The sequence below is a fragment of the Cobetia sp. 10Alg 146 genome (assembly GCF_029846385.1).
Classification (GTDB): Bacteria; Pseudomonadota; Gammaproteobacteria; order Pseudomonadales; family Halomonadaceae; genus Cobetia; species Cobetia marina.
The window spans coordinates 208,019-233,009 of the sequence record NZ_JARWKT010000002.1; the positions used below are offsets into that span (position 1 = coordinate 208,019).

At 65.3% G+C, this 24,991-nt stretch carries 20 protein-coding genes and 1 pseudogene; 4 read left to right on the plus strand and 17 right to left on the minus strand.

All coding sequences use genetic code 11. The features are described 5' to 3' along the window. Positions 1-31 precede the first annotated feature (31 nt). From phaC to prmB, 5 genes and pseudogenes are all read right to left on the minus strand, one after another. A pseudogene (gene phaC, locus QD172_RS03865) lies at positions 32-1,762 on the minus strand (class I poly(R)-hydroxyalkanoic acid synthase); the annotation flags it as partial. Positions 1,763-2,267: 505 nt separating this feature from the next. Further along, complete coding sequence (locus QD172_RS03870) at positions 2,268-2,717, minus strand: phasin family protein (protein WP_167593039.1); 450 nt, start codon at positions 2,715-2,717, stop codon at positions 2,268-2,270. A gap of 170 nt (positions 2,718-2,887) precedes the next feature. Then, positions 2,888-3,397, minus strand: coding sequence for a hypothetical protein (locus QD172_RS03875; RefSeq protein WP_279855055.1), 510 nt, complete (start codon positions 3,395-3,397; stop codon positions 2,888-2,890). A gap of 290 nt (positions 3,398-3,687) precedes the next feature. Beyond that, on the minus strand, positions 3,688-4,779 hold the full coding sequence (aroC, locus tag QD172_RS03880; RefSeq protein ID WP_054554938.1) for a chorismate synthase: 1,092 nt from the start codon (positions 4,777-4,779) through the stop codon (positions 3,688-3,690). Positions 4,780-4,890: 111 nt separating this feature from the next. Beyond that, positions 4,891-5,853 (minus strand): 50S ribosomal protein L3 N(5)-glutamine methyltransferase, encoded by a 963-nt coding sequence (prmB, locus tag QD172_RS03885; protein ID WP_054554939.1) that lies wholly within the window; start codon positions 5,851-5,853, stop codon positions 4,891-4,893. Between the two features lie 251 nt (positions 5,854-6,104). On the opposite strand from prmB, the gene QD172_RS03890 reads away from it, so the two are divergent. After that, positions 6,105-6,710: a Smr/MutS family protein gene (locus tag QD172_RS03890; protein WP_279855056.1), complete on the plus strand. Its 606-nt coding sequence runs from the start codon at positions 6,105-6,107 to the stop codon at positions 6,708-6,710. A gap of 130 nt (positions 6,711-6,840) precedes the next feature. Further along, positions 6,841-7,683 carry a transporter substrate-binding domain-containing protein gene (locus QD172_RS03895; protein ID WP_279855058.1) on the plus strand — a complete coding sequence of 281 codons (843 nt, stop codon included), beginning with the start codon at positions 6,841-6,843 and terminating at the stop codon, positions 7,681-7,683. Between the two features lie 96 nt (positions 7,684-7,779). On the opposite strand, the gene QD172_RS03900 is transcribed toward QD172_RS03895, so the two are convergent. The 6 genes from QD172_RS03900 to QD172_RS03925 form a co-directional block, all read right to left on the minus strand. Then, positions 7,780-9,018 (minus strand): patatin-like phospholipase family protein, encoded by a 1,239-nt coding sequence (locus QD172_RS03900; RefSeq protein ID WP_279855060.1) that lies wholly within the window; start codon positions 9,016-9,018, stop codon positions 7,780-7,782. 48 nt (positions 9,019-9,066) lie between these two features. Further along, the gene (locus QD172_RS03905) at positions 9,067-10,023 is read right to left on the minus strand and encodes an alpha/beta hydrolase (protein ID WP_279855062.1); all 957 of its coding nucleotides are present in this window, start codon (positions 10,021-10,023) and stop codon (positions 9,067-9,069) included. Then, positions 10,020-10,955 (minus strand): alpha/beta hydrolase, encoded by a 936-nt coding sequence (locus QD172_RS03910; protein ID WP_279855063.1) that lies wholly within the window; start codon positions 10,953-10,955, stop codon positions 10,020-10,022. The genes QD172_RS03905 and QD172_RS03910 overlap by 4 nt, the downstream gene beginning before the upstream one ends. A gap of 100 nt (positions 10,956-11,055) precedes the next feature. Continuing rightward, positions 11,056-12,303: a DUF4340 domain-containing protein gene (locus QD172_RS03915; protein WP_279855064.1), complete on the minus strand. Its 1,248-nt coding sequence runs from the start codon at positions 12,301-12,303 to the stop codon at positions 11,056-11,058. Next, on the minus strand, positions 12,300-15,008 hold the full coding sequence (locus QD172_RS03920; protein ID WP_279855065.1) for a GldG family protein: 2,709 nt from the start codon (positions 15,006-15,008) through the stop codon (positions 12,300-12,302). The genes QD172_RS03915 and QD172_RS03920 overlap by 4 nt, the downstream gene beginning before the upstream one ends. Further along, positions 15,005-16,189 (minus strand): ABC transporter ATP-binding protein, encoded by a 1,185-nt coding sequence (locus QD172_RS03925; RefSeq protein ID WP_279855066.1) that lies wholly within the window; start codon positions 16,187-16,189, stop codon positions 15,005-15,007. The genes QD172_RS03920 and QD172_RS03925 overlap by 4 nt, the downstream gene beginning before the upstream one ends. A gap of 209 nt (positions 16,190-16,398) precedes the next feature. On the opposite strand from QD172_RS03925, the gene QD172_RS03930 reads away from it, so the two are divergent. Continuing rightward, the gene (locus tag QD172_RS03930) at positions 16,399-16,587 is read left to right on the plus strand and encodes a hypothetical protein (protein WP_084209085.1); all 189 of its coding nucleotides are present in this window, start codon (positions 16,399-16,401) and stop codon (positions 16,585-16,587) included. A 29-nt stretch (positions 16,588-16,616) separates the two neighbouring features. After that, positions 16,617-17,567 (plus strand): AEC family transporter, encoded by a 951-nt coding sequence (locus QD172_RS03935; RefSeq protein WP_077372342.1) that lies wholly within the window; start codon positions 16,617-16,619, stop codon positions 17,565-17,567. Positions 17,568-17,684: 117 nt separating this feature from the next. Here QD172_RS03935 and sixA read toward each other — a convergent pair whose 3' ends face one another. From sixA to QD172_RS03965, 6 genes are all read right to left on the minus strand, one after another. Continuing rightward, positions 17,685-18,194: a phosphohistidine phosphatase SixA gene (sixA, locus tag QD172_RS03940; protein ID WP_136938215.1), complete on the minus strand. Its 510-nt coding sequence runs from the start codon at positions 18,192-18,194 to the stop codon at positions 17,685-17,687. A gap of 141 nt (positions 18,195-18,335) precedes the next feature. Next, positions 18,336-19,463 (minus strand): NAD(P)H-dependent glycerol-3-phosphate dehydrogenase, encoded by a 1,128-nt coding sequence (locus QD172_RS03945; RefSeq protein WP_279855067.1) that lies wholly within the window; start codon positions 19,461-19,463, stop codon positions 18,336-18,338. A 309-nt stretch (positions 19,464-19,772) separates the two neighbouring features. Continuing rightward, positions 19,773-21,161: an NAD(P)(+) transhydrogenase (Re/Si-specific) subunit beta gene (locus QD172_RS03950; protein WP_077372333.1), complete on the minus strand. Its 1,389-nt coding sequence runs from the start codon at positions 21,159-21,161 to the stop codon at positions 19,773-19,775. Then, positions 21,161-21,493: an NAD(P) transhydrogenase subunit alpha gene (locus tag QD172_RS03955; RefSeq protein WP_077372330.1), complete on the minus strand. Its 333-nt coding sequence runs from the start codon at positions 21,491-21,493 to the stop codon at positions 21,161-21,163. The genes QD172_RS03950 and QD172_RS03955 overlap by 1 nt, the downstream gene beginning before the upstream one ends. Then, on the minus strand, positions 21,490-22,722 hold the full coding sequence (locus QD172_RS03960; protein ID WP_279855068.1) for an NAD(P) transhydrogenase subunit alpha: 1,233 nt from the start codon (positions 22,720-22,722) through the stop codon (positions 21,490-21,492). Before QD172_RS03960 ends, QD172_RS03955 begins: the two co-directional genes overlap by 4 nt. A gap of 607 nt (positions 22,723-23,329) precedes the next feature. Further along, a complete protein-coding gene (locus QD172_RS03965; protein ID WP_279855069.1) occupies positions 23,330-24,976 on the minus strand; it encodes a protein adenylyltransferase SelO family protein in 1,647 nt (548 codons plus the stop codon). Positions 24,977-24,991: the final 15 nt, after the last annotated feature.

A 24,991-nucleotide genomic window follows, 5' to 3' on the forward strand; every position in this document is an offset into this window, starting at 1 on the left:
GTGCGGCTGAGGTGATCTCTTCCGGCACAGTCTGGCCGAGTACTTCGGGGATGGTCTGGCGCGCATAACGCCCCGGCGCCGCTTCGATCACGTCGAGCTTGCCCTCACCCGGCGTGCGCGCAGAGACTTCCGGTTCCGGCTCGACGAAACCATTGCCGGACATCCAAGTCTGCCAGTCATTCCACCAGGAGCCTTCATGTGCCTCGGTGCCTTCAAGCCAGGCATCCGGTGTCGCCGGCAGCTCGTCATTGGTGACGTAGCCGTACTTGTTCTTGTGCGGCGGATTGACGATACCCGCGATATGGCCTGAGCCACCCAGCACGAAGCGCTTGATGGAAGCCTTGGGCAGCTGGGTGCCGTTGTAGGTGGTCTGCCACTTGGCGATGTGATCCTCGCGGGCGGAGACCCAATAGCTGGGAATCTCGATCTGCGAGAGGTCGATCGGCACACCGTCCAGCTCGATACCGCCGGGCTGCACAAGGCGGTTCTCCAGATACATGTGACGCAGATACCAGGCATGGGTACCGGCCGGCAGGTTGGTGCCGTCGGTATTCCAGTACAGCAGGTCGAACGCGGTCGGCGCTTCGCCCTTGAGATAGTTGGAGACGTAGAACGACCAGAAGAGGTCATTCTCGCGCAGCAGATTGAAGGAGAACGCCATCACGCGGCCATCCAGGTAGCCGTCCTGCGCCATCTGCTTCTCAAGGCCCTGCAGTACCGGCTCGTTGAGGAAGACGCCGATCTCGCCGGGATCGGAGAAGTCCTGCAACGTCGCCATGTAACTGACCGAGCGCACGCGATCCGCCTGTTTCCTGGCCGTGAGATAGGCCATGGTGCTGGCCGTCAGCGTGCCACCGATGCAGTAGGACAGGATATTGACCTGCTTCTCGCCGGTGGCCTGCTCGATGGCATCCATCGCGGCAAGCGGCCCCATCTGCATGTAATCGGCCCAGGTGAGATCGCTCTGCTCCGGCCCGGGATTGCGCCAGGAGATCAGGAACACGGTGTGCCCCTGCTCCACCAGCCAGCGCATCATCGAATTGTCCTGACGCAGATCGAGAATGTAGTACTTGTTGATCCACGGCGGCACGACCAGCAACGGCGTACTGAAGGCCTTTTCCGTCGCCGGGCGGTACTGGATCAGCTGGATCAGCTCATTCTCGAACACCACATCCCCCGGCGTGACGGCGATGTTGTCACCGAGACGGAAGGCTTCGGTGTCGGTCATCGCGACATTGATGCCTTCGGCGGAGTTGGCAAGGTCTTCCCGCAGACGCTTCAAGCCGTCGAGCAGATTCTGGCCGCCGGTTTCGCGGGTCACTCGCTGCACTTCCGGGTTGGTGGAGGCGAAGTTGGAGGGCGAGAAGGCACTGACGTACTGGCGCGCGTAGAACTCGAGATTGCGCTTCTGGCTCTCTGGCAATCCCTTGATGCCCGCCAGCATCTCATCCACGGCGCGCGAGAACAGCAGATATTGCTGCACGAGGAAGTGATAATACGGTTCGCTGTGCCAGGCCTCATCGCGGAAGCGACGATCAGAGCGTGCGGGGCTGATCACGGGCTCGACACTCTCACCGCTCATCTCGCGCAGCGTGCCCTGCATCAGGGCCATCTGGTCCTGGAAGAGGCGGGTCTGCGTGGAAATCAGCAATTGGGGGTCACGTGCCAGCGCCTCCGCGCCTGCCTGGAAGCAACGTCCCATCTCGTCGTAGATGGTGGAGGCAGCAGCACTTGGCCACAGGCGCTCCAGCATGTCACTCATCAGAGCCTGATACTGGGTGCTGGCTTCCTGTACCACGCCGGCCCATTCACCGCCGTCGACGCCATCGGGGAACAGATGGGAAAAGGCCTGAGAGAATGCCTGAGAAAGTGCCTGCTGCTGGGCTGAAACCATATCGCCCGTCCTCCTTGTCATTGGCTATCGAAGCATGGCTGTCGAACGAACGCCGACATGCACGATTTCATCGAACCGAATCCTTCCGTACCTCTGCAGTGCAATGCCCTCGAAAGGCGTTCGCGGCGCCGTCACTGGCACCTTGCACCGACTCTCTTCACTCTGGCAGGCCAGAGCCTTGCAGTCCGCTTTCCGTCGCATTCATGCCAGAGGCGCGAATACGACGGAAAGCCGGCTGAGACCTCTCATCTGTCGTCTTGCCGCCTCGGGGGGGGGGGGGCGACTCTCAGCATGCACCCGGGCCGTGATGGGGGCAATGCCTGACCTCGCCAAAAAAAGGGCTGGCGCGTGCGCCAGCCCTCTCGATGATTCTTCAGCTCTGCTTGGCGCGGCTGGTGGCACTTGCCGGCTTGCTGGTGCTGTCTTTCGCGGCATCCGCCGTGGCGGAAGACGCCTTGCTGGCAGCGGAAGATGCCTTGTCCGTGGCTTCCTTGCCCGCATCGGAATAGGCCTGTTCCATCTGGCTGCGCATCTCGTTGCCCATTTCCGCCAGTTTCAGGGAATCGTCCATCATCTGCTGAGACAGCTCGGTGGCCACTTCCAGCTGACGATTGCCGAATTCGCTGAGCTGCTCGACACTCTTCACTTCCGTCGCGGCGCGGGCACGCTCGAAACCGGTATCGGCATAGCGCTTGGCGGCATCCATCTGGAACTCGGCCACCTTGCTCATGTGGTCGAGCACCAGGCTGTTGAGCTTGCGCATCGGCTGATAGAAGCTGCGGGCCTGCTCGGCAAAGGCGTTGAACATCTGATCCTGTTGCATGACGGTTCCTCCCATGGATTCCGTACCGGAAGAGCGCGCAGAAGACTCTGCGCCATCTTTGGAGCGCAGCATTATGCTGCACTGCACAAAGACTAGTCTGCTCCCGAAGCGGTTGCAATCCCATGACGATAATCCTGCACCGCAATGCCTTCAGCTTCCCTCGTCATCCATCAGTCACGCTGACTGCGTGAGCGCGCGCTGGCGGCCTTGGGTCTGTCCTCGGCGGTCGCCTTCTGCGCAGCTCCCGCATGCGGGTCATTCCCAGCGGGCTCACTGTCGCCACCACTGGCCCCACCACTGGCGTTGCCCGTGCCCTGCTGACCGAACTGCTGCAAGGTATCCAGCATCATTTTCTGGTACTGCTGGAAAGCCGCCATGCCCTTGGCCATGCTGTCGCCCATCTCGTTGGATGAGGCCCCCGGGGAATCGGCCGCTGACGCGCCGCCCATCCCCGCCATGCCTTCCCCCATCCCCGGCGGCATGAACCGGGCAAACGGCGTGCCCGCCCCCGGTGTCATCAGCGGCTTTAGCAGGCTCATCGGATCATAGCCCTCGACGCCCGCTTCCATCTGGCGACGAAAGCGCTCCATCAATTCCTGTTGAAAGGCTTCCACATCCGGCAGGCCCATCGCCTGGCGAAACTCCTGAGGCGTCAGGTCGAATTCGACATTGATCTTCATGGCAGTGTCCTTGTGTTGTCTGCCCGCGCACGGCGTGGTGCACGAGTCCGCTGGCATGCTTGCCATTCGAGTCTAGCAGCGAGAATGACACGAGGGCAGCCTGCTACTTACGCCTTTTCTTATTTACTTTGTGCAAGCCAACCCACCACGCAAGACGCCCCAGCCACGAAGGATGCAGGGCATCACTCCACGGATGGGGCGTCTCTTTCTCACTAAAAGTTCAGCAGCTTGGCAGCGTTACAAGTTCAACAGCTGGGCAGCGCCAGCAGTTCAGCCGCGCCGCAAGCGGCTTACACCTCGCGCAGCACCGGTGTGTCGACCTTGACGTCGGCATTCTGGCCACGATGGCGCAGCAGGTGGTCCATCAACGTCAGCGCGACCATCGCCTCGGCAATCGGCGTGGCACGGATGCCGACACACGGATCATGACGGCCAGTGGTGATCACCTCGACCGCCTCGCCGTTGACGTCGATGCTGCGACCCGGCAGTCGCAGGCTGGAGGTCGGCTTGAGCGCGATGCTGGCACGCAGGGTCTGGCCGCTGGTGATACCGCCCAGGATGCCGCCGGCATGATTGGAGAGGAAACCTTCCGGCGTCATCTCGTCACGGTGCTCGGTACCCTTCTGGCTGACCACGGCGAACCCGTCCCCGATCTCGACGCCCTTGACGGCGTTGATGCTCATCAGGCCATGGGCCAGCTCGGCATCGATGCGATCGAAGATCGGCTCACCGAGACCCACCGGCACGCCAGTCGCCTCGACGGTGACCTTGGCGCCCACGGAATCGCCTTCCTTGCGCAGGGCGTCCATGTACTGCTCCAGCTCCTCGAGGCGGTCCGCATCGCCACAGAAGAACGGATTGGTGTCGACCAGCGACCAGTCCTTGACCTCAAGCTCGATGGGACCGAGCTGGGACAGATAGCCGCGCACCTGCACGCCGTGACTCGCCAGATACTTCTTGGCGATGGCACCGGCGGCGACGCGCATGGCCGTCTCGCGCGCGGAGCTGCGGCCACCGCCACGGTAGTCACGCTCACCATACTTGTGGTGATAGGTGTAGTCGGCGTGGGCCGGACGGAACTGGTCCTTGATCTTGCCGTAGTCCTTGGAGCGCTGATCGGTGTTCTCGATCATCAGGCCGATGGCCGTGCCGGTGGTGCGGCCCTCGAACACGCCCGAGAGAATGCGCACCTGGTCCGGCTCGCGCCGCTGGGTGGTGTGGCGCGAGGTGCCGGGACGGCGGCGGTCCAGATCGATCTGCAGATCCGCTTCGCTGATCTCGATGCCCGGCGGGCAACCATCGATGATGGCGCCCAGCGCCGGGCCATGGCTTTCGCCGAAGGTGGTGACAGTGAACAGCTTGCCGAAGGTATTTCCGGACATTCAGGGGGTCCTCAGGCGATGCCGCCGGTCATGGCCGACGGCGTTCTGATAATAGTTGTCGTGAGCTTTTCAGGTCTGGGGCTGAAGCGAAGGCACCAGACGAGCCTGTCTTCAGGCGAATTCGGGGGCGCAGACGTCCAGTGTCTGGGCATCGATGGCGAAGACGCCGTTGCCGCCGCGCTCGAACTCCAGCCACATGAAGGGCACGTCCGGGAACGCGTCCATCAGGTGGCGCTCGGAGTTGCCGACCTCGACGATCAAGACGCCGTCGTCGGTCAGGTAGTCACGCGCCTCGCGCAGGATACGGCGCACGATATCCAGGCCATCATCACCGGCGCCCAGCGCCAGCGCCGGCTCGTGGCCGAATTCCTGCGGCATGTGGGAGAGATCGAAACTGTCCACGTAGGGCGGATTGGAGACGATCAGGTCATAGCGCTTGCCGGCCACGCCCGCGAACAGGTCCGACTGCACGGCGATGACCCGCCCTGCCACATCGTGACGCTCGATGTTGCGACGCGCGACTTCCAGCGCCTCGCTGCTGATATCGACCAGATCCACCTCGGCGGTCGGCATCACCAGCGCCGTGGCGATCCCGATGCAGCCAGAACCGGTGCACATGTCGAGCACGCGAGTCGGCGGCAGTTCCGGGAACCAGGCCGAGAAGCCGCTCTCGATCAGCTCGGCGATCGGCGAGCGCGGAATCAGCACGCGCTCATCGACATCGAAGGGCACACCGGTGAAGAAGGCCTCACCGAGCAGATACGGCAGCGGCTTGCGGGTGGTGATGCGCTCACGCACCAGCGCCACGATGCGCGCTCGCTCCATGGTCAGAAGGCGCGCGTCGATCACGGCGGGGTCCGTGTCCCACGGCAGATGCAGCGCACCCAGCACCAGCGCCACCGCCTCGTCCCAGGCAGAGTCGGTGCCGTGGGCGAAGTGCAGACGGTGCGCGTGGAACTCGCTGGTCGCCCAGCGAATCAGGTCGCGCAGAGTCACCAGCTCCTCGACGAGACGGGAATCCGGCTCACTGAGGCTGGAAGGATGGCGCAGGTCGGACGCGGAAGTAGTGGACACGGTGATTCCTGTAAGCGGACAGATGGACAACGAGCGCCGCCAGTCATGAAGCGTCGGTGGCGTCTCGCGCAGGCATTGTAGCGTTCACGAGGCGTGGCGGCGACCCTTGCACGCGCCATGGTCACCGCGCGTGACGTGCGCGACATCATGGGACGCCACTGACCTTGTACGGCACGGCGCGGTGCTTCACAGCACCGACAGCCACGCTATACTGCGCCCCTTGCCATTCACCGCTTGCGGAGCCCCCAGCCATGCCCCCCCGACACGACGACAGCTCGGATGACGGCGACGATTTCAACGCCTTCCGCGCCGCCCTCAAACAGGCCGGCGTGCGCAAGATCACCAGCAACCGGGCAGACCCCGGCCGCAAGCCGCTCAGCCGGGACGAGCAGGCCCGACTGGCCGCGCGTCGCGCTGCCGCCAGCGAAGCCTCGACCGACACGCTCGGCACGCCATCGCGCACCACGGACGGCCAGGTCGAACCGGTCACGCCCAGCCAGCTGCTCGACTTCGCGGTACCGGACCTCCCCTACCGCCAGCGCCAGCGCCTCAAGCGCGGCGAGATCGCCTGGGAAGCCGGTCTCGATCTGCACGGCTACACACTGGAGCAGGCGCGCAGCGAGCTGGAATCCTTCATCGATGACGCCATCGCGCGGCGCTCACGCTGTGTGCTGGTCGTGCATGGCAAGGCGTGGACCGGCATGGCGGATCACCCGATCATCAAGAGCCACGTCAACGCCTGGCTGCGCCAGTGGCCGGACGTGCTGGCCTTCACCTCGGCGCTGGAGCTGGACGGCGGCAGCGGCGCAGTTTATGTATTGTTGCGCAGCAAGGGCCGTGATCCGCTGATGGACTGAGCGAGCCCCTCCATCGCCACGCCACGGAGTAGCGACACAGGACATCTGAGCATCTGAACACCTGAGCAACGGAACATCTGAAGCAGGCCTCACGCCGAGCCTGCCACCATAACGACAAGGGAACACCCCGATGACACCCAACGCTGAACACTCCACACGCCAGCCCTCACGCCGCGCGCGCTCCACCGCCATCTTCAGCGGCGTGACCGCAGCCACCCTGTCACTGACGCTTGCCATGCCCGCTGCCGCCAGCGATTCCCTGGCCGACAGCACGCTTTCCCGCGTGAAGGAGACTCAGGTGCTGAAGGTCTGCACCACCGGTGACTATGCCCCCTTCAGCCATCGTGAAGACGACGGCGAGTTCGAGGGCATCGATCTCGACATGGCCGCCTCGCTGGCCGCAAGCCTGGACGCAAGCGTCGAGACGGTTCCGACCAGCTGGCCGACGCTGATGGAAGACTTCACCTCCGGCAAGTGCGACATCGCCATGTCCGGTATCTCGATCAAGCTGGATCGTCAGGCACAGGCCTACTTCAGCCTGCCCTACCAGACCGGCGGCAAGACGCCCATCGTGCGCTGTGAAGATGTCGACAAGTACCAGACCGTCGCCCAGATCAATCAGCCGAGCGTGCGCATCACCGTCAATCCGGGCGGCACCAACGAGCGCTTCGCCAATGAATTCCTGAGCGATGCCACGCGCGTCGCGCATAACGACAACCGCACCATCTTCAACAACATCATCGAAGACCGCGCCGACGTGATGGTGACGGATGCCATCGAGACCCAGCTGCAGGCCAGCCGTCACCCGGCGCTGTGCAGCGTGCATCCTGATGCGCCATTCACCTTCTCCCAGAAGGGCTATCTGCTGCCGCTGGGTGACAATATCTGGAAGGCCTACGTTGACCAGTGGCTGACCCAGATGCAGGGCACCGGCGAGCAGGCCGCCATCTTCGAGAAATGGATCAAGGGCTGAACCAGCGCGTCAGCGTCAGCCTGAGCCACATGCCAAAAGCCCCCGCCAATCTCGTTTGGCGGGGGCTTGCGTCATTGCCGCGTGCTCATCGACCTCCTAGCCATCCAGCCCCTTCTCATAACGATCCAGCGCCTCGGCGGCCAGGTGACGGCCCAGCTTGATCAGGCCTTCGGCCCGATGGAATTCGTAGGCGCCACACACCGTCTTGGGGATCTCGACCAGAATGTCCGGCGGATACCCGGCGATCTTGTACTTGGCCAGTGTCGCCTGGGTGATATCGAAGGAGCGCATCATCATGTCGAGCTTGCCCCAGGCCTGCTCCGGCGAATTGTCGTCGTCGACTCCCTCCTCGATCTCCGCGAGCCGCCGCGACTCCCGATTCTCACTCTGACGCCCCTGCGCCTCGCGCGGATCAGCGGCGTCCCGGCCCTCCTTCACGGCCTGATTCAGCACATCATTCAGGGTCGCGCCCGCGCTGGTGGCGGGCTCCGTCTCCGGCGCCTCCGACAAGGCCGTGAAGGGCGGGGCGAGACTGCCTCCCGGCGGCAGCGGCACGCCGCCCAAGGGGCTCACCGCCGAGGTGGAGGATGGCGGTGGCTCGGCGAGTTCAGGAGGCTGCGTCGTCTCACGCTCGGCCGAGAACATGCGCTCGGCACTGCGGCGCACGCCACGCAGCCAGTCGCCGAATCCGCCCTCCTGCGCCTGCAGCGCGGCCTCGCGTGCTTCCTCTTCGGCCGCCTCCGCCGGGGGCAGCATCTGCTCCAGCGTCTGGTTGCGCGGCGAGTGCGCGGTGGCATTCACCGCCAGCACCAGATCCACATGCGCGGCCACCAGCGGCGTGATGGGCAACGGATTCATCAATCCACCATCCACCAGCATCTTGCGATCGCGCTGCACCGGCGTGATCACCCCCGGCACGGCGATGGAGGCCCGGATCGCCTCGAGCAGATTGCCGCTCTGGAACCAGACCTCCTTCTGCGCGATCAGGTCCGTGGCGACGGTGGTGAGCGGTATCGGCAGGTCCTCGATGCGCGTATCCCCGATCAGGGCCTCCAGCTCTTCCATGATGCGACGGGCGCGAATGGCGCCCATCGGGCTCCAGGTCACGTCCACCAGTCGCAGCACATCGAAATAATCCAGCTTGCACACCCAGTCCCGATAGGCGTCGAGCTGACCGGCGGCATAGATACCGCCCACCAGCGCGCCCATGGAACAGCCGGAGATGGCGCGAATGTCGTAGCCCCGCGCCAGCACTTCCTCGATGACACCGATATGGGCATAACCGCGTGCCCCGCCACTCCCCAGTGCCAGGGCGATGGTCTTGCGCTTGGCCATGGCATGTCTCCCGATGACGATGATGAAGGATGACCTTGGCGCGACGGACTACTCCCCCGCGACGGTCCAGTCGATGATCCGTGCCGCGACCGCCACGACATGTCCCGGCTCCAGATGCAGGTGATGGCCGCCGGGCAGGACGCAACGCTCCAGCCCGCGCACGGCCGCTCGCGCCAGCTGCGCTTCGGGCCGCTCTCTCAGGATACCCTGCTCCCCCTCGATCAGCAGCACCGGCTGATTGACGGCGGCCAGCAGCGCCAGTACCTGCTCCGGGGTATAGCGCATCACCGAGGGTCTGAGCAGACGACGGTCACTGCACAGCCGCCAGCCCTCTTCGAGGGGTTCGAGGTTGCGCTCGACCACCGGGCGTATCGTCTCGGCATCCACGGGCGTGACGCCACCGGCCACACGCGCCGCCACCGCCTCCTCGATGCCACGATAGTGCGCACGACGCGACGGCTGGCTCCCTGAGGCCTCTCGCGAGAGCGGACGCGCATGACGCGCCAGCAGGCCACGGCGCAACTGCCCCACCACCTCGTCAGCCGGTGTCGCCAGCGCCCCGATACCGTCGATCAGCACCAGTCGTGCGACAAGCTCCGGCAGGGCCGCTGCAACTTGTCCGGCGACGGCAGCGCCAAGCGAGTGCGCCAGCAAGGTGACCGGTGCCTCCGGCATGCCCTCGCCTCGCAACCCTTCCAGCGCTTCGATGACATCGTGACAATAATCCCACACCGCATAGTCGCCATCCGGCCCCTGGGGACTCGAGCGACCATGCCCGACCAGGTCGATGGCCACGATCCGGATGCCCAGTCGCTCACACAGCAGAGGTGCCAGGCGCGTGAAGCTGGCGGCATTGTCGAGCCAGCCGTGCAGCGCCAGCCATACCGAGGCGTCAGCGCTGGCCTGCTCGGAGCACCACTCCAGCGCCGCTATCTCGCCGCCGCAGCGCCGCGTGAACGTCAAGGGACGAGGGGATGGGCGTGATGTGCCCGTCGTGCAATTCATGCCATCAACTCCGGTGCCAATTGCATGAGGGTCGCCAGCAGCGCCTCACGCGTCAGATCAGGATGCTCAAAGGGATACATGTGTCCGCCCGGCACCGTGGCGACCTCAAGCCCGGCCCGTTGGAGCCTGGCGATGCGCGGTGGCGTCAAGAGGTCCGACTGCTCACCTGCCAGTATCTTCACCGGTACCTTGAGCCTGGCCACGGAGCCCGTGAGGTGATCACTCAGATGGCGGAAGATCTCCACCTCGTGACGCGTATCGAAGCTCAGCGACAGGCTGCCATCGCCGTGGCGATGCGTGGCATGCTCGATGTAGTCCGCAAGTGCCCGGGGCGTGAAGTTGGCGAACAGCGAGCGGCGACGCAGGTAATCATGCATCGCCTGAGGCGAATCCCAACGGGCGCGCCGCCCACGCGTGCGCCCTGCCGGCGTGACACGGTCGATGAAACCGAAGCGCTTGGCGATCTTGAGGCCGATGGCATCACGTCCCAGCATCAAGGGCGGGTCAAGCAGGATGACGCAGTGGAAACGCGCCGGCTGCTTGAGCGCGGCCATGTAGTTGACCACGCCTCCCAGCGAATGCCCTACCCCGATGACCTTGCGACTGTCCGGCGTGCCTACCGGCCCCAGCGCCGTGTCCAGACAGGCCAGCCATTCGTCCCGCAGCGCGATCAGATTGCGCCCCACCGGGTAGGCGGGATCATGCGCCAGCCTGTCCACCGGCAGCAGATCGAACGACTCTGCCAACGGGGCCAGCAGGCTGTTGTAACAGGCGCCGGTGAAGCCATTGGCATGGGCAAACGCCAGCAGCGGACGTGACTCTCGCGGCTCGGACACCTCCCGAGGCTCCGCTTGCGGCGTGACCTCTACGGCCCCCGCCACGGCGGCTTGCCCAGCGGATGCTGATGAGGCATTGCGGGATGGCACTGTCATCATGAAGTCTCCTCACCTTGCATGGCGGTGTCGCCGGATGCCACAGAGCAAACGGTCGTTTGACCCAGTCTCCCAGCATGCCAGCCCCACCGCCACCACGCTACTCGCCTAATGTCTCACCTTGCGCGGCAGACCTGGCATCCGCCGTCGAAGCCACCTCTTCGCTCGCCTGGGAAGCCGCCTGCAGAGCGGCCTGAATCGCCGTTGGCGACAGTCTGCCCGCCTGGAGGCCACCGCCCGCCTCTGCCGAGCCAGCGGACACGCCAGGATGAGGCCCGGTATGGGTCTCGATGACCTTGCCCAGACCGATCAAGCGCTCGCGCAGCGCACCGTTGACCTGGATCTCCACCGCCGCGAGACGCCGTACCAGAGCCGCCGGCCAGCGCGTACCCTCCAGGGTCAGACGCGCCCAGGGCTTGCTGCCGGATGCGATGGACAGCGTCAGCTGCAGGTGATCATCCCGCGATGGCGGCTGGCGATACTGCCGCGCAGCGTGGGACCAGTTCAGGGTCAGCGTGACCGCCGGCTGCCAGTCCGCCTGCGCGACACGCAGGCGCAGATCGTTCTGGTTCAGGGGCGAGAGCGCCGCCATGAGGGCCTCGGCCGCCGCGCTGTCGGGGGCAAGCCCCCGCGTGTGCGGGGTATGGGATGCCTGCGGATGAGGCGCCAGACGCACCTCCACACGACTCAGCGCGGGCGGCCCCTGCTTCTCGTGCAGCAATGCGGACAGATCCAGCACCTCGCTTGCCGCCAGGCCGCCCCGCCAGTCCGGCAAGCCGATGTCACGAGACAGTTCCAGCACCGGCGAGTCCGGCAGCGAAAGCCAGCGCACGTAACGCCCCGGCAAGGCATCAGCACCACTGCGGGCAGCCGACGGCGTGCCGCCCAGTTGCAGACTCACCTCACCATCACTGCCGGTGATATTCACTACCGGAGTCTGCCCCGCCAGCCCCAGCGCCTGAAGCGCCTGGTCAGTCGCGGGCTTGCGCGTGCGCAGGCGTGCCTCGCTCAGCTGGTGCAGCAGCCCGGTCACCTTGTCCTGACGCGCCGGCCAGTTGCCCAGTGATGCCAGCTGCCAATCCCCCTTCGGGTCTCGCGTCAGACTCAGCCAGTCCTGCGCCTCATCGGGATGGCGACGAATGCCGATTCTCTGCGCCGTCGCGGCGACATGCGACAACGCCGGCAGCGGTGTCAGGATGGCGCTTGAGGCCTCGCCCTCCTGAAGCGGAGCGCCTGGCCCGGCATCCGGAAACGAGCCCGACTCACGCGGGCCGAGCGTCAGAGCCCCGATCGCCAGCAACGAGGCCAGTGCTGTCAGCGCCCATCCGGCGCGATTGAAGCGACTCATGCGTCATCTCCCCTGCGGCGCTCGCCGCGATGATCCTCAGCGGCTCGGTCAGACGTGCTGGATGAGTCCGGTCTGCCGGTTGCCGACGCCGTCTCGGCGCTGGTGGACGCGGACAGTCCCCCGCCACCGAGGCGATGACGACCGGGCTGACGATGGCCGGACAGTCGCCCGGCAGGGCGATAGCCCGCTCGACGACTCGCGTGATAGCGCCGCCAGCAGATCAGCTCACCCAACAGGCCCAGCAACACCGGCAGCGCCAGCAAGGTCCAGAGACGAAGCCTGCGACGCAGATCATCACGCTCGGCATTCGCCGCGCGCTGCTGGCGCGCGAGTGCGCTCTCGAACGCCTGTTGCATGTCATCCAATGCCGTTCGCTGGCGTGTCGCCTCCGCCTTGTCGGCCACCGGGGCAGCCCCCAGTGCACTCAGGCGCGACTGCCAGTCATTGCGCAGACGGGTTTCCTCGGCCGCCTGGCGATCCGCCAGCTGATGCAGTCGCGTCAGCTCGCGCACCTGATGGGCACCGGCACGCAGCGCCACCAGCTCCGGGCTGCCCGCCAGCACATCCACCGCGTTCTCCAGCCAACGGGCATTGGCATTCAGCTCGCGCTCACTGCCGTCCGCCGCGCTGCGCCGCCAGAGGCGATCACTGGCCATGTCGACATCGCTGACCACCAGCAGCTGGCCCTCACGCCCGTCTTCATGCCCGTCGTCACGCGCTCCCTGACCCACTGGCGCCGGCCAGTGGGTCAGCACCGCCAGCCCACCCTCCTCGACGCCCTGTCCAGACAGGCCGGACAACGGCCGCGGGTCCATGCGGTTGGCGTACACCTTGTCGGCCGGCAGCAGGCGCGTGGTGTCGGCCCCTCGGATCAGCCACTGCCGCGAGGTCGCTGGCGGTGTCTCCGCCGTCTCCTCACGCGGGGCCAGCCAACCGGCGCTGGACATCACCAGCTGATCGACATTCTGGTTCAGCAAGGCATCCGACAGACGGTCCGGGCCGATGCCAAGCAGCGTCGGACTGAGGGCGCGCGTGCCGTCCAGCAGACCGATCGGCAAGGCAAGTCGGGTGTCCGCCACCACCTCGCCCGAACGTGACTCAAGTCCTGCATGGGCCAGCAAGGCGCTCAGAGCCTCGGAGGCCGGGGCTGGCTGATCCAGCATCTCGGGGAGCGGGTCCAGCATCATCAGCACTCGCCCACCACGATCCAGATAGTCGCGGATCGCCGTCAGCGTCTCAGTCGGCAACAGGCGCGGGGCGATCACCAGCAGCGCATCCTGATCGGCGATCGGGCGCGCCGGGTCATCCCCGCCGGACAGCCAGTCGATGCGCAGGCGGGCATTGAGACGTTCCATCAGCCCCCAGCTGCCCAGTGCCCGGCCCTGCTCCATGCTCGGCTGACCCATCACCGGCAGGCTGGAGATCACGCCCAGACGGGGTGGCTGGGTGCGCGAGACTTCCTGGATCTGACGCGCGACCTGCGCTTCCAGTCCGCCGAGATCGGAGGCCTTGAGCATCGGGATCGCACGGCGCTCGGAATAGGGGCCATCGATGATCAGACCGAACAGCATTCTTTCACCGCCAGGCAGCGAAAGCGCCGTGAGTCCCTGGGCCTCGAGATCCGTGAAATCGGCACTGTCCGGCTGCGGGTCCACCCGCTTCAGGCGCACCTGAGGCTCACGCGCGAAGGCGCCCAGGCGCGTCTCGATACGTGTCGCCAGCTCCCGCAGCTGCGGGAGGTCCGCGGCAAAGCGCTCGCTGTAGGCGAAGGTCAGCGTCACGGGGGATGTCAGCCGCGACAGCAGCTCCCGGCTGGCAGGGCTCAGGCTGTGCTGGCGGGTATCGGTGAGGTCATGCGCCGTGATCAGCGGATTGGACGCGTTCGGGGATACCATGGCGGGCAGACGCTGGGCGGCCAGCAGCACGGCCGTGACACTTGATGCCACGGCCAGGGCGACCAGCCACTGGGGCGCCTGCCGACGCGTGTTGCGCTCCTGCTTGAGGCCACGCACCTGCAGCACCAGACCGGCCAGGGTCAACGACAGGAAGTAGCCGACATCCAGCAGCGCGGGGCGCCCTTCGCTGAAGGGCGTGAGATGGGCCGGCAGACTGATCAGATCCAGCAGCTGCACCCAGTGTGGCGCCAGATGACGCGCCAGCTGAGCAGTCACCGCCGGCGTGCCCGGCAGCATCAACGCCAGCCCCAGCACCAGTGCCCCCAGCCAAGCCGAGAGCGCCGAGGGCGCACGGACCGCCAGCGCCTGACCGAGACTTGCCAGTGCCATCACCAACAGCGCCATGCCAAGATACCCGCTGAGCACAAGGCCGAGATCGGGATCGCCCAGCCAGTGGATCAGCACCAGCAACGGTGCCGTCATCGCCAGGCCCAGCCAGCCCAGCACACAGGCGCTTGCCAGGCGGGCGCCCGCCAGCCGCCATGGACCAAGCCCGAGCCCTGACAGCCATTCAAGCAGGCCATTGGCGCGCTCTTCCGGCCAGCCACGCAGGGCCAGCAACGGTGTCCATAGCACCAGCAGCCATGGCAATACCTGCCACAGCGCTCCCAGGTCCGCACGATCACGTGCCAGAAGATCACCGACCTCGAAGGCCCCCAGCGGGGCCAGCACCGCCATCACCACCAGCAGAGACCAGCTGGCCCCCTGGGTCATTGCCTGATGCAGGTCACGCCGCACCAGCGCCATCATGACGACACCTCCTGATCCGTATCCAGGGGGCGCTTCACGCGCGGCAATGGCGCGGGCTGCTCGGCCATGCGCGCCACCAGCTGACGGAATGCCACCTCGATGTCCCCCCGCTCATGCACGCACTCGTCGAGCCGTATCTGCATGTAGCTGCACCACCGCGCCAGCGCGGAGCGCGGGTCCTGCCCGGGCCTGCCCACCAGTCGATAGGCCGGGTCCGCCATCAGGCGTCGCCCTGAGCGGGACATTCGCTCGGCGCCCTCGGGCGACACGGCGGTGATGGCCGCGACACCGGGCAGCCGCGAGACGCTGGCCAGTTCCAGCTCGCTGAGTTCACGGCTCAGGATCACCCGCCACACCGGCAGGGGCGACGTGCCGCCATGAGCGGCACCGAGTCGCTCACGATAGGCAATGGGCACCGCCTCGCTGACGGACAGGGCCGCCAGCGCCGCCGGCGTGTCATCGAAGCCCAGCTGGCCGTTGGCCATGACCAGCACGCGATCACAGATGCGCGGCACCTCTTCCAGCAGATGAGTGGAGACGATGATCAGACGCTCGCGCCCCAGCTCACGTATGAAGGCGCGCACGCTGTCCTTCTGCAGCGGGTCCAACCCATCGGTGGGCTCATCCAGCAGCAGGATGTCCGGGTCATGGGTCAGCGCCATCGCCAGTGCCACGCGCCGGCGATAGCCTTTGGATAACACGGCGCACAATTGATTGGCGAAGGGCGTGATGTCGAGGCGATCCATCAAGGCAGGCAGGCGCTCCTTGCGAGTCCTGCGCGACAGACCATGCAGGCCCGCGACGCACTCGAGCGTCTCGCGCACGGTAAGCTGCGGCCACAGTGGCGCCCCTTCCGGCAGATAGCCGATCCGTCGCTTCAGGCGATTGAGCTGACGCTGACCGGCTCGCCCATCGAAGGCCTCTCCCTCGAGCGACAGTTCGCCATCGGTTGCCGCCAGGGTGCCTGCCAGCATGCGCAGACTGGTGGTCTTGCCGGCGCCATTGGGCCCCAGCAGGCCGATCACTTCGCCGCGAAAGGCCTTGAAGGAAAGTCCGGACACGGCCTGGTGAAGGCCGAATTGACGCCCCAGCCCCCGGCTTGCCAGCAGTGGCACAGGCGCAGGCTGATGGGGCAAGGGCACGGAAGACGATGCGGCAGAGGTCGCGTATGGGTCCTGCAAGTTACCCGCTCCTTGTGATGATGTGGGGCCTGCGCCCGAAAGATTGCAGCACAGGGTAAGCGGACAGCCTGCGCTCGCCAAGCCGGGCGCGCGCCTTCCAGTCTGCTGCGCTGCAAAATCCTGATATGCTGGCGCTATTCTGCCGCAAGGCGAGGCGCCGGACATCCGTGAGGCGCCGGGACCACGCGCTCACCCTTCCAGGAGTTCCCATGCCCGATCCGCACGTCAACTCGCCCTCTTCCGGCTCCCGTTCGAACGCCTCACCGACACCCGAGGACCTGGAGTCTTCCACGGACGAGCGCTCGACCAGGCGCCCGCAGCGTGACACACGCCTGCGCAATCGCCTGTTCTGGGCACTGCTGACGGCAGCATTGATCACCGGCTTCTGGCTGATCTGAGGGCGGACTGACATGAGCGAGAGACTGGAATGAACGACATGCTGGCGCTGTTCGTCGCGACACTCAACATCACCGTGCCGGTCTTCGCGATGGTATTTCTGGGACTGGGTCTCAAGCGTCTCGGCTGGATCGATGACACCTTCATCGGCACCGCCTCTTCCCTGGTCTTCAAGGGCACCATGCCCGCACTGGTGTTTCTGTCCATCGTGCGAGCGGACCTCGATCACGCCCTGCGCCCCGGCATGCTGCTCTACTTCGCCTGCGCCACGCTTGGGACCTTCCTGCTGCTGTGGGGCTGGGCCATCTGGCGCATTCCGCTGAAGGAGCGCGGCGAGATCGTCCAGGGGGCGTTTCGTGGCAACTGTGCCATCGTCGGGCTGGCACTGGCAGCCAACCTCTATGGCGATCTCGGCCTGTCGATGGGCGGCATCCTGATGGGCGTCGTCATCCTGTCCTACAACATGCTGTCAGTGGTGGTGCTATCGAGTTATCTGGGCGATGGCCGCACCAGCTGGAGTGCCATCGCGCGCGGCATCATCACCAACCCGCTGATTCTCGGTGTCCTGGCGGCGCTGCCCTTCGCGGCGTTCAGCTGGCAGCTGCCCCAGTGGCTGGAAACCTCCGGCGACTACTTCGCGCGCATGACGTTGCCGCTGGCGCTGATCTGCATCGGCGGCACCCTCTCGATGCGCTCACTGCGCGAAGGCCGCCAGCTGGCGCTGAGTGCCAGCCTGATGAAGATGATCAGCGTGCCACTGGTGGCCACGGCCTTCGCCGTGCTGCTGGGCTTTCGCGGCACGGAACTCGGTGTGCTGTTCCTGTTCTTCGCCTCACCGACGGCGGCGGCAAGCTTCGTGATGGTGCGGGCCATGGGCGGAAATGATCGCCTCGCCGCCAACATCATCGCCATCAGTACCCTGATGGCCGCGCTCACCATCACCCTGGGCATCTTCCTCCTCAAGCTGAGCGGATTGGTCTAGCACCCTTCGGATGACGCAACGCAAGCGCCCCCGACAGCGAATGGCTGACGGGGGCGCTTGCGTCTGAAGCTCATGTCCCGGTCCCGGGCACGGTCCCGGGCACGCGCCTGCGCGTGTTCAGTCAAGCTCCGCCGGGCTGACGAAGTGGTGCAGGTCCGCCAGACCTGCCGCCCAGATATCGGCATCCAGCCACGCCAGACTCGCGGTGGCAAAGGCCAGCTGAGTGCTGCCGGGGCCATCCACCAGCGCACTGGCCAGGCTCGACACCAGCGGGTTGTGGCTGATGATCAGCCAGTCACGCGGCTCACGCGCCTCGCTGCAGGGCGGGACGTGGGTCTGCAGCCAATCCAGCACCGGCGTGAGCGGGTCATCCGGGGTGATGATTTCCAGAGTCGTCTGTTGCTCACCGGCAAGCTTGAGCGCCGAGGAGACTTCCTGCGCCGTCTGCTGGGCACGGGTGAAGGGGCTGACGACGAGGGTCAGACGGGCACGGCGTTCCGCGGGCAACTGATGCGCCAGCCATTGCCCCATGCGGCGGGCTTCTTCACGCCCTCGGGCGCTCAATTCCCTGCTGGCGTCCGGCGAGCCGGAGCCTGCCTCCCCGTGACGCATGATCAATACACTCATGGCTTTCTCCTGAAGGGTGACTACCGCGCGGGACGAAGATCCGCCCTCGCCGGTCGATGACAGTGCTCGCACGGCCGGAGCGCCGAGCGAGGAACGGGATGGCACCACTCAGCCGATGCCACGCCATGGAATTGAGAGTCTTCAGGAGCCATCAGGTTCCAATTGACGCGCCTGCTTGACGGACTCGCGCGACAGCACGAACTCCACATCCGTGGATTGCTCACCGCCCATCAGGGCGCGGGCCATGTGGTGAGGATCGACATCCTCGAAGAGCACCTTGGCCATGCCATTCACCAGCGGCATGTAGATCTCCAGACGCTCTGACTCATCCTGGACCAGTCGCACCGTATTGACACCTTCCGCGACCTGCCCCAGCACCTCCACGGCCTGATCCAGAGTACGCCCCTCCCCGAGGGCGTAGCCGACCCGATAGTTGCGCGACAATGGCGACGAGCAGGTGACGATGAGATCCCCCACGCCGGCCAGGCCGAGGAAGGTCATCGGATTGGCGCCCTTGGCCACGGCGAAACGGCTCATCTCGGCCAGCGCCCGTGTCATCAGCATGGCGCGGGTGTTCTCCCCCATGCCCAGGGCCGCCGCCATGCCCGCGGCGATGGCGTAGATATTCTTCAGCGCCCCGCCCAGCTCCACCCCGTAGCGATCATTGCTGGCATAGACCCGGAAGTAATCACAGCCGAAGGCCGTCTGTACGCGTGCGCGGGTGTAGGGGTCATCCGAGGCGATCACCGTCGCGGTCAGCTGACGCTGAGCGATCTCACTGGCCAGATTGGGGCCGGAGAGCACGCCGATGTGGGAGAAGCCGGTTTCCTCTTCCAGCACCTCGCTCATCAGGGTGAAGCCTTCGCTCTCGATCCCCTTGGTGGTCGCGACCAGAATCTGCTCATCGCGCAGATGCGGGCGCGCTTGACGCACCACACTGCGAAACGCCTTGGAGGGAATCGCCACGCACACCAGTTCCGCCTCCTTGAGGGCCTCTGCCATGTCGGTGGTGGCCCGCACGGCCGAGTTGATGACGAAATCCGGCAGATAGCCCGAATTGCGGTGCTCGGTGTTGACCTCTTCGGCTTGGCTTGCATCACGCATCCACTGGGTGACATTGGCACCATTGTCGGCGGCGATCGAGGCGATCGCGGTGCCGAAGCTGCCGCCGCCCAGCACACAGACATTCAAGCCGGCTGCCTGCGATGCACTTTCCGAAAGCTCGCGATCACGGATGGCGCGACGAGGAGCGGGTGAAGAGGCAGACATGAAGACTCCTGGTAGTGGCGTAAGAAGGAGAAAGAAACGCGGATTCGGCAACTGTCGCGCATTGTACCTCTAGTCAGTGCCTGTCGTCGGCACCTGTCGGGCTGCCCACGCAAGCCAAAGCCTGCGTGGGCGATGACATCCTGACAGTGGTGGCGATGACGTCACATTCAACTCTCCTTGATGAGGGATGGCGAACACGAAAACGCCGGCAACTCTCAAGGCAGGAGCCCCGGAAGTTGCCGGCGTCGTCACGAAGGCCGATGGCCATCGCGTCTTGCATCAGGCAGCGATCACCGCCCGGCAGTCAGTTCAGAGTGTCTTGAGCGCCGTGATCATGTCGCCCACCACCTTCTGACCATCGCCATAGACCATGCGCGTGTGGTCCAGATAGAACAGGTGATTCTCGACACCCGAGAAGCCTGCTCCCTGGCCACGCTTGATCACCAGCACGTTGCGTGACTGATCGGCATTGAGGATCGGCATGCCGTACAGCGGGCTAGAGGGATCGTTCTTGGCGACCGGATTGACCACGTCATTGGCGCCGATGACCAGCGTCACGTCGGTGTTCTCGAAGTCGTTGTTGATCTCGTCCAGGTCCGCGATCATGTCGTAGGGCACCCCGGCTTCCGCCAGCAGCACGTTCATGTGGCCCGGCATGCGACCGGCGACCGGGTGGATCGCGAAGCGCACTTCCACCCCACGCTCGCCCAGCAGCTCGACCATCTCCCAGACCTTGTGCTGCGCCTGGGCCACCGCCAGACCATAGCCCGGCACGATGATGACGCGCTCGGCGAAGGCCAGCTGCACGGCAGCGTCCATCGGATCAGAAGCCTTCATGCTGCCTTCGATCTCGCCCTGCTCCGCGCCGCTTGCGCCACCGAACTGCTTGAACAGCACGTTACGGATCGGTCGGTTCATCGCCTTGGCCATCAGCTGGGTCAGCAGCGTACCCGCCGCCCCGACCACGGTACCTGCGATGATCATCGCGGCATTGCCCAGCACGAAACCTTCCATTGCCACCGCAAGGCCCGTCAGCGCATTGAACAGCGAGATGATCACCGGCATGTCCGCGCCGCCGATGGGCAGTGCCAGCATGGCGCCGAACAGCAGTGCCAGCACGAAGAACACGATCACCAGCGAGCTTGACGGCTCCACCGCCGCGATCACCACCCCGAGATAGATCGCCAGGCCCAGAACGATCATGTTGATCAGCTGCTGATTCTGGAAATGGACAGCCTTCTTGATGCGCCCGTCCAGCTTGGCCCAGGCGATGATGGAACCGGAGAAGGCCACCGCACCGATCAAGGCGCCGAGAACGCCCAGCCACAGGGCCAGCGAGCCGTGCTGCTCGATCAGTCCCGGGTTGTCGCTCATGCGCATCAGCTCGACCGCGGCGATCGCCGCCGCCGCGCCGCCGCCCATGCCGTTGTAGATGGCGATCATCTGCGGCATGTCGGTCATCGCGACCTTCTTGCCCGAGTACCAGGCAATACCGCCACCGATCACGATGGCCAGCAGCATCAGCCCGTAGCGCCCGTCAATCTGCGGGTGCAGGAAGGTCAGCAGCGTGGCCACGACCATCGCGATCCCGGCCCAGTGGATGCCGCTGCGCGCCGTGGTGGGGTGCGACATGCGCTTGAGGCCCAGAATGAAGACCACCGCTGCGGCGAAATATCCTGTTTCGACCAGCCAGTTCATCAGCGAGCCTCCTTGTCGTTGATGGCGTTGGCCGCGTCAGCGCCCTTGCTGCGATCACTGGCCTTGAACATTTCCAGCATGCGCTCGGTGACGACGTAGCCGCCCACCGCGTTCCCCGCACCCAGCAGCACGGCGATGAAGCCGATGAACTGCTGCATGCCGGTCTCGGCCTGGCCGAGGGCGATCATCGCCCCGACCAGCACGATGCCATGGATGAAGTTGGAACCGGACATCAGCGGCGTATGCAGGATCACCGGTACCCGGGAGATGACCTCGTAGCCGACGAAGGCCGCCAGCATCAGGATGTATATGGCTGAGAGTCCTTCGATCATGCGGCGTCCTCCGCGCGAGCGCGTACGTCATCGTGGGTGATGCGACCCGCTTCGGTCAGGCGCATCGGGCCGAGTACCGCATCCTCGAAGTCCAGCGACAGTTCGCCATCCTTCATGAAGGGTGTCAGCAGGTTGAAGAGATTCTTGGCGTACATCTCGCTGGCATTGACCGACAGGCTGGAGGCCATGTCCAGCGGGCCGAGCACCGTGACGCCGCCATGTTCGACCCGGGCACCGGGCTGGGTCAGCTCACAGTTGCCGCCCCCTTCCGCCGCCAGATCCACCAGCACGGCGCCGGGCTTCATGCCCTCGACCATCTCGCGGCTGATGATGCGTGGCGACGGACGCCCCGGAATCGCCGCGGTGGAAATCACCACATGGGCATCGCCCATGTGACGCGCCAGTGCCTCGGCCTGCTGGGCGCGCTCCTCATCGGTCAGCTCACGGGCGTAACCGCCCTCACCGGAGGCATCGACACCGGTATCGATCATCTTGGCCCCCAGCGACTCGACCTGCTCACGGGCGGCTGCGCGAATGTCATAGGCCCAGACCTGCGCCCCGAGACGCTTGGCGGTGGCGATGGCCTGCAGCCCCGCGACACCGGCCCCGACCACCACGACACGTGCCGGACGCACGGTGCCGGCAGCGGTGGTCAGCATCGGGAAGAATACCGAGGACTCGTTGGCCGCCAGCAGTGCGGCATGATAGCCGGCCACGGCGGCCTGGGAGGACAGGGCATCCATGCTCTGGGCACGCGAGATGCGCGGCACGAACTCCATGCACAGGCTGGTCAGCCCGCGCTGGGCAAGCGTCTGGATCAATTGCGGATTCTGATACGGCGTCATCAGGGCCACGATGACAGCACCCTCACGGAAGTCGTTGATCTGGGACTCGCTGGGCGTACGCACGCAGAGGATGAGGTCCGCCGCGGCACGTGCCGCCGGGATGTCCTGCTCGGCGACGATGGCGACTCCGGCCTGCTCGGCATAGGCGGCATCATCGAAGTGCGCATGGCGCCCGGCGCCGCTCTCCACGTGCACGATGGCGTCGCCGGAGTCAGCGATGGCGCTGTCCAGATGACGCGCCAGCTTGCCGGCCGTCACCGGGTCCAGCGCGACACGACATTCTCCGCGCGCCAGGGTGGGGTCTGCGCTGCCCTGCTGTCCGTCTGCGGCCTGCGAGACAATATCGGGCGCACGCATTTCACGCACGACAAGAATATTCAGCATCGCGCACCTCGTTTCACATCCATGTTCATGCCAGAGGCTGCCAGCCTTGAAAGGTTCATGGCGTCGTTCCTGTTGAGCGCTGATTCGCGTCATCCCTGCCTGCCCGATGCGCTTTCAGCGACGTTATTGTCTGTCACAGGTGAGGCGTGCCGGAATCGCAAGCCGCGGGTCACGCACGGCCAAGAGGCCTGACATCCCCTGTGACACGATGAGTGTCCAGTATCAGTCTTTTCTCGTCGGTGTATCAGGGTCAAGCGCTGCATTGCAAAAAAGGCAATAAAATCAATCATAAAGCTAACGTTATGCGCGACATAACAGTGAGCTTATGCCTGAACGACACTCCACATATCGCCAAGCGACTGATTTCCAATGGATTTGTGAATCAGGCCCTTCCAAGAATAGCTCAGCTTTGTGTTATGCATCGCATAATCTCGAGCTTATGGCTGTTGCCGACATTGCCACGGGAAACGGGATGCCGCCGAAGCAGCCTCCCCTCGTGATGGTGCCGACGTGAGTGCCAGCGCGTGATCCCGGCATTGCGCCCAGCGGATGCTCGGCCAGCGCTTGCACTGTCAGAAAGCGGTCCAGCCCTCTCGCCAGGCGCGGCTCAGGAAGAGCAGCTCATGCAGATCGGCGCGGCATTCGCCGCCGGCGGGCGTGTCCAGTCATCGGCGAGTTCCGCCTCGACACCCTGCGCCTGACCGAGTGCCTGCGCCGCCTCGAGACTGCCCTCTTCAGGACGATGGAACGGGGCACCCAGGCGCTCACGGAACGCTTCGAGCGTCGTGTCATCGCCCTGCTCGACCCGCGCGATCACTTCCAGCAACAGATGCGTGCGCGGCACGTAGAGCGGGTTCACACCCAGCATGGCGAGGCGCCGCTGGCGCTCATCATCGGCGGAGAGCCCGATGGCCATGACACGTGTCTGATAGCGTGCAAGCCAGGCCGAGGATTCATCGCGCGCCTGTGCCGAGTTGCCGTGCGGCCCACGCTCGCCCGCCAGGCGCACGACCAGCGCTTCCGGAGCGGCCTGCGTGACATCCCAATGGCTGAGCAGACGATAGGCGTGGGTGTGATCCACCTTGCCGGCCGCCAGCAGTTCACGCCATTGCTGCACCAGTGTCATGTCCTCATCCCGGGAATCCGGCAGCCCGAGACGCGCGCGCATCAGGCGAGCATATTCGCGCTGCAACTCGCCTTCATAGGCGCCCAGCGCAGCGGAGAGCGCTTCCACATCGATCAGCGGCGACAGCGCAATCCCGAGGCGCTCCAGATTCCAGAGCCCGATGCCCGGCTGCTGGGCAAACCCATAGCGCCCGGCCTGGTCGGTATGGTTGGGTATCAGATTCTCTTCGTAGCCATCGAGGAAGGCATAGGGGCCATAATCGAAGGTCAGCCCCAACAGCGACATGTTGTCGGTGTTCATCACGGCATGCACGAAGCCATACGCCTGCCAGGCCGCGATCAGTTTCGCGGTACGAGTGATCACTGTCTCGAACATCAAAAGCGCGGCGGCGATGCGCGTCTCATCCGCCAGCGGCGCGCTGGGCGCTTCACCTGCGCGCGATGCCCCTTTCTCCGTGTCGGGCAGACACTCAGGGAAGTGCTCACGCAGAGCGTGGTCGATCAGCGTCTTGAGGTCGGCGTGACGGCCGGAGTGCGCCAGCCACTCGAAATGTCCGAAACGCAGATGACTCTCGCAGACCCGCAGCACGGTGGCACCGGGCTCGAGCGTCTCGCGCTGGACCTGCTCGGCATTCACCGCCAATGCCAGCGCGCGACTGGTCGGGATGCCCAGCGCCGCCATGTACTCACTGGCCAGATACTCGCGCACGCTGGAGCGCACCACCGCCTGCCCATCACCGAAGCGGGAATATGGCGTACGCCCGGCTCCCTTGAGATGCAGGTCGAAGACGCTGCCGTTCTCGGTCTGAAGCTCACCGAGCAGCATGCCGCGCCCATCGCCCAGCTGCGGGTTGTAATGACCGAACTGGTGCCCGGTGTACTTCTGGGCCAGCGCGTCCATGCCCGGCAGCAGGCGCTCCCCCGCCATCAGCAGGCGAAGTGACTCGCGATCCTCCCGGCTTGACGCCATTTCCGCCACCAGCGAGTCCAGGCCCAGCAGGCGGGCGCAGTCAGGACTCACATCGGCCAGGCGAGTGCCTTGACGTGACTGCGGCGCAACACGACTGAAGAAGTGCTCCGGCAGACGGGCGTAGCGGTTGTTGAAGCTCAATGACATCAGATCAGGCACGTTATCTCCGACAGC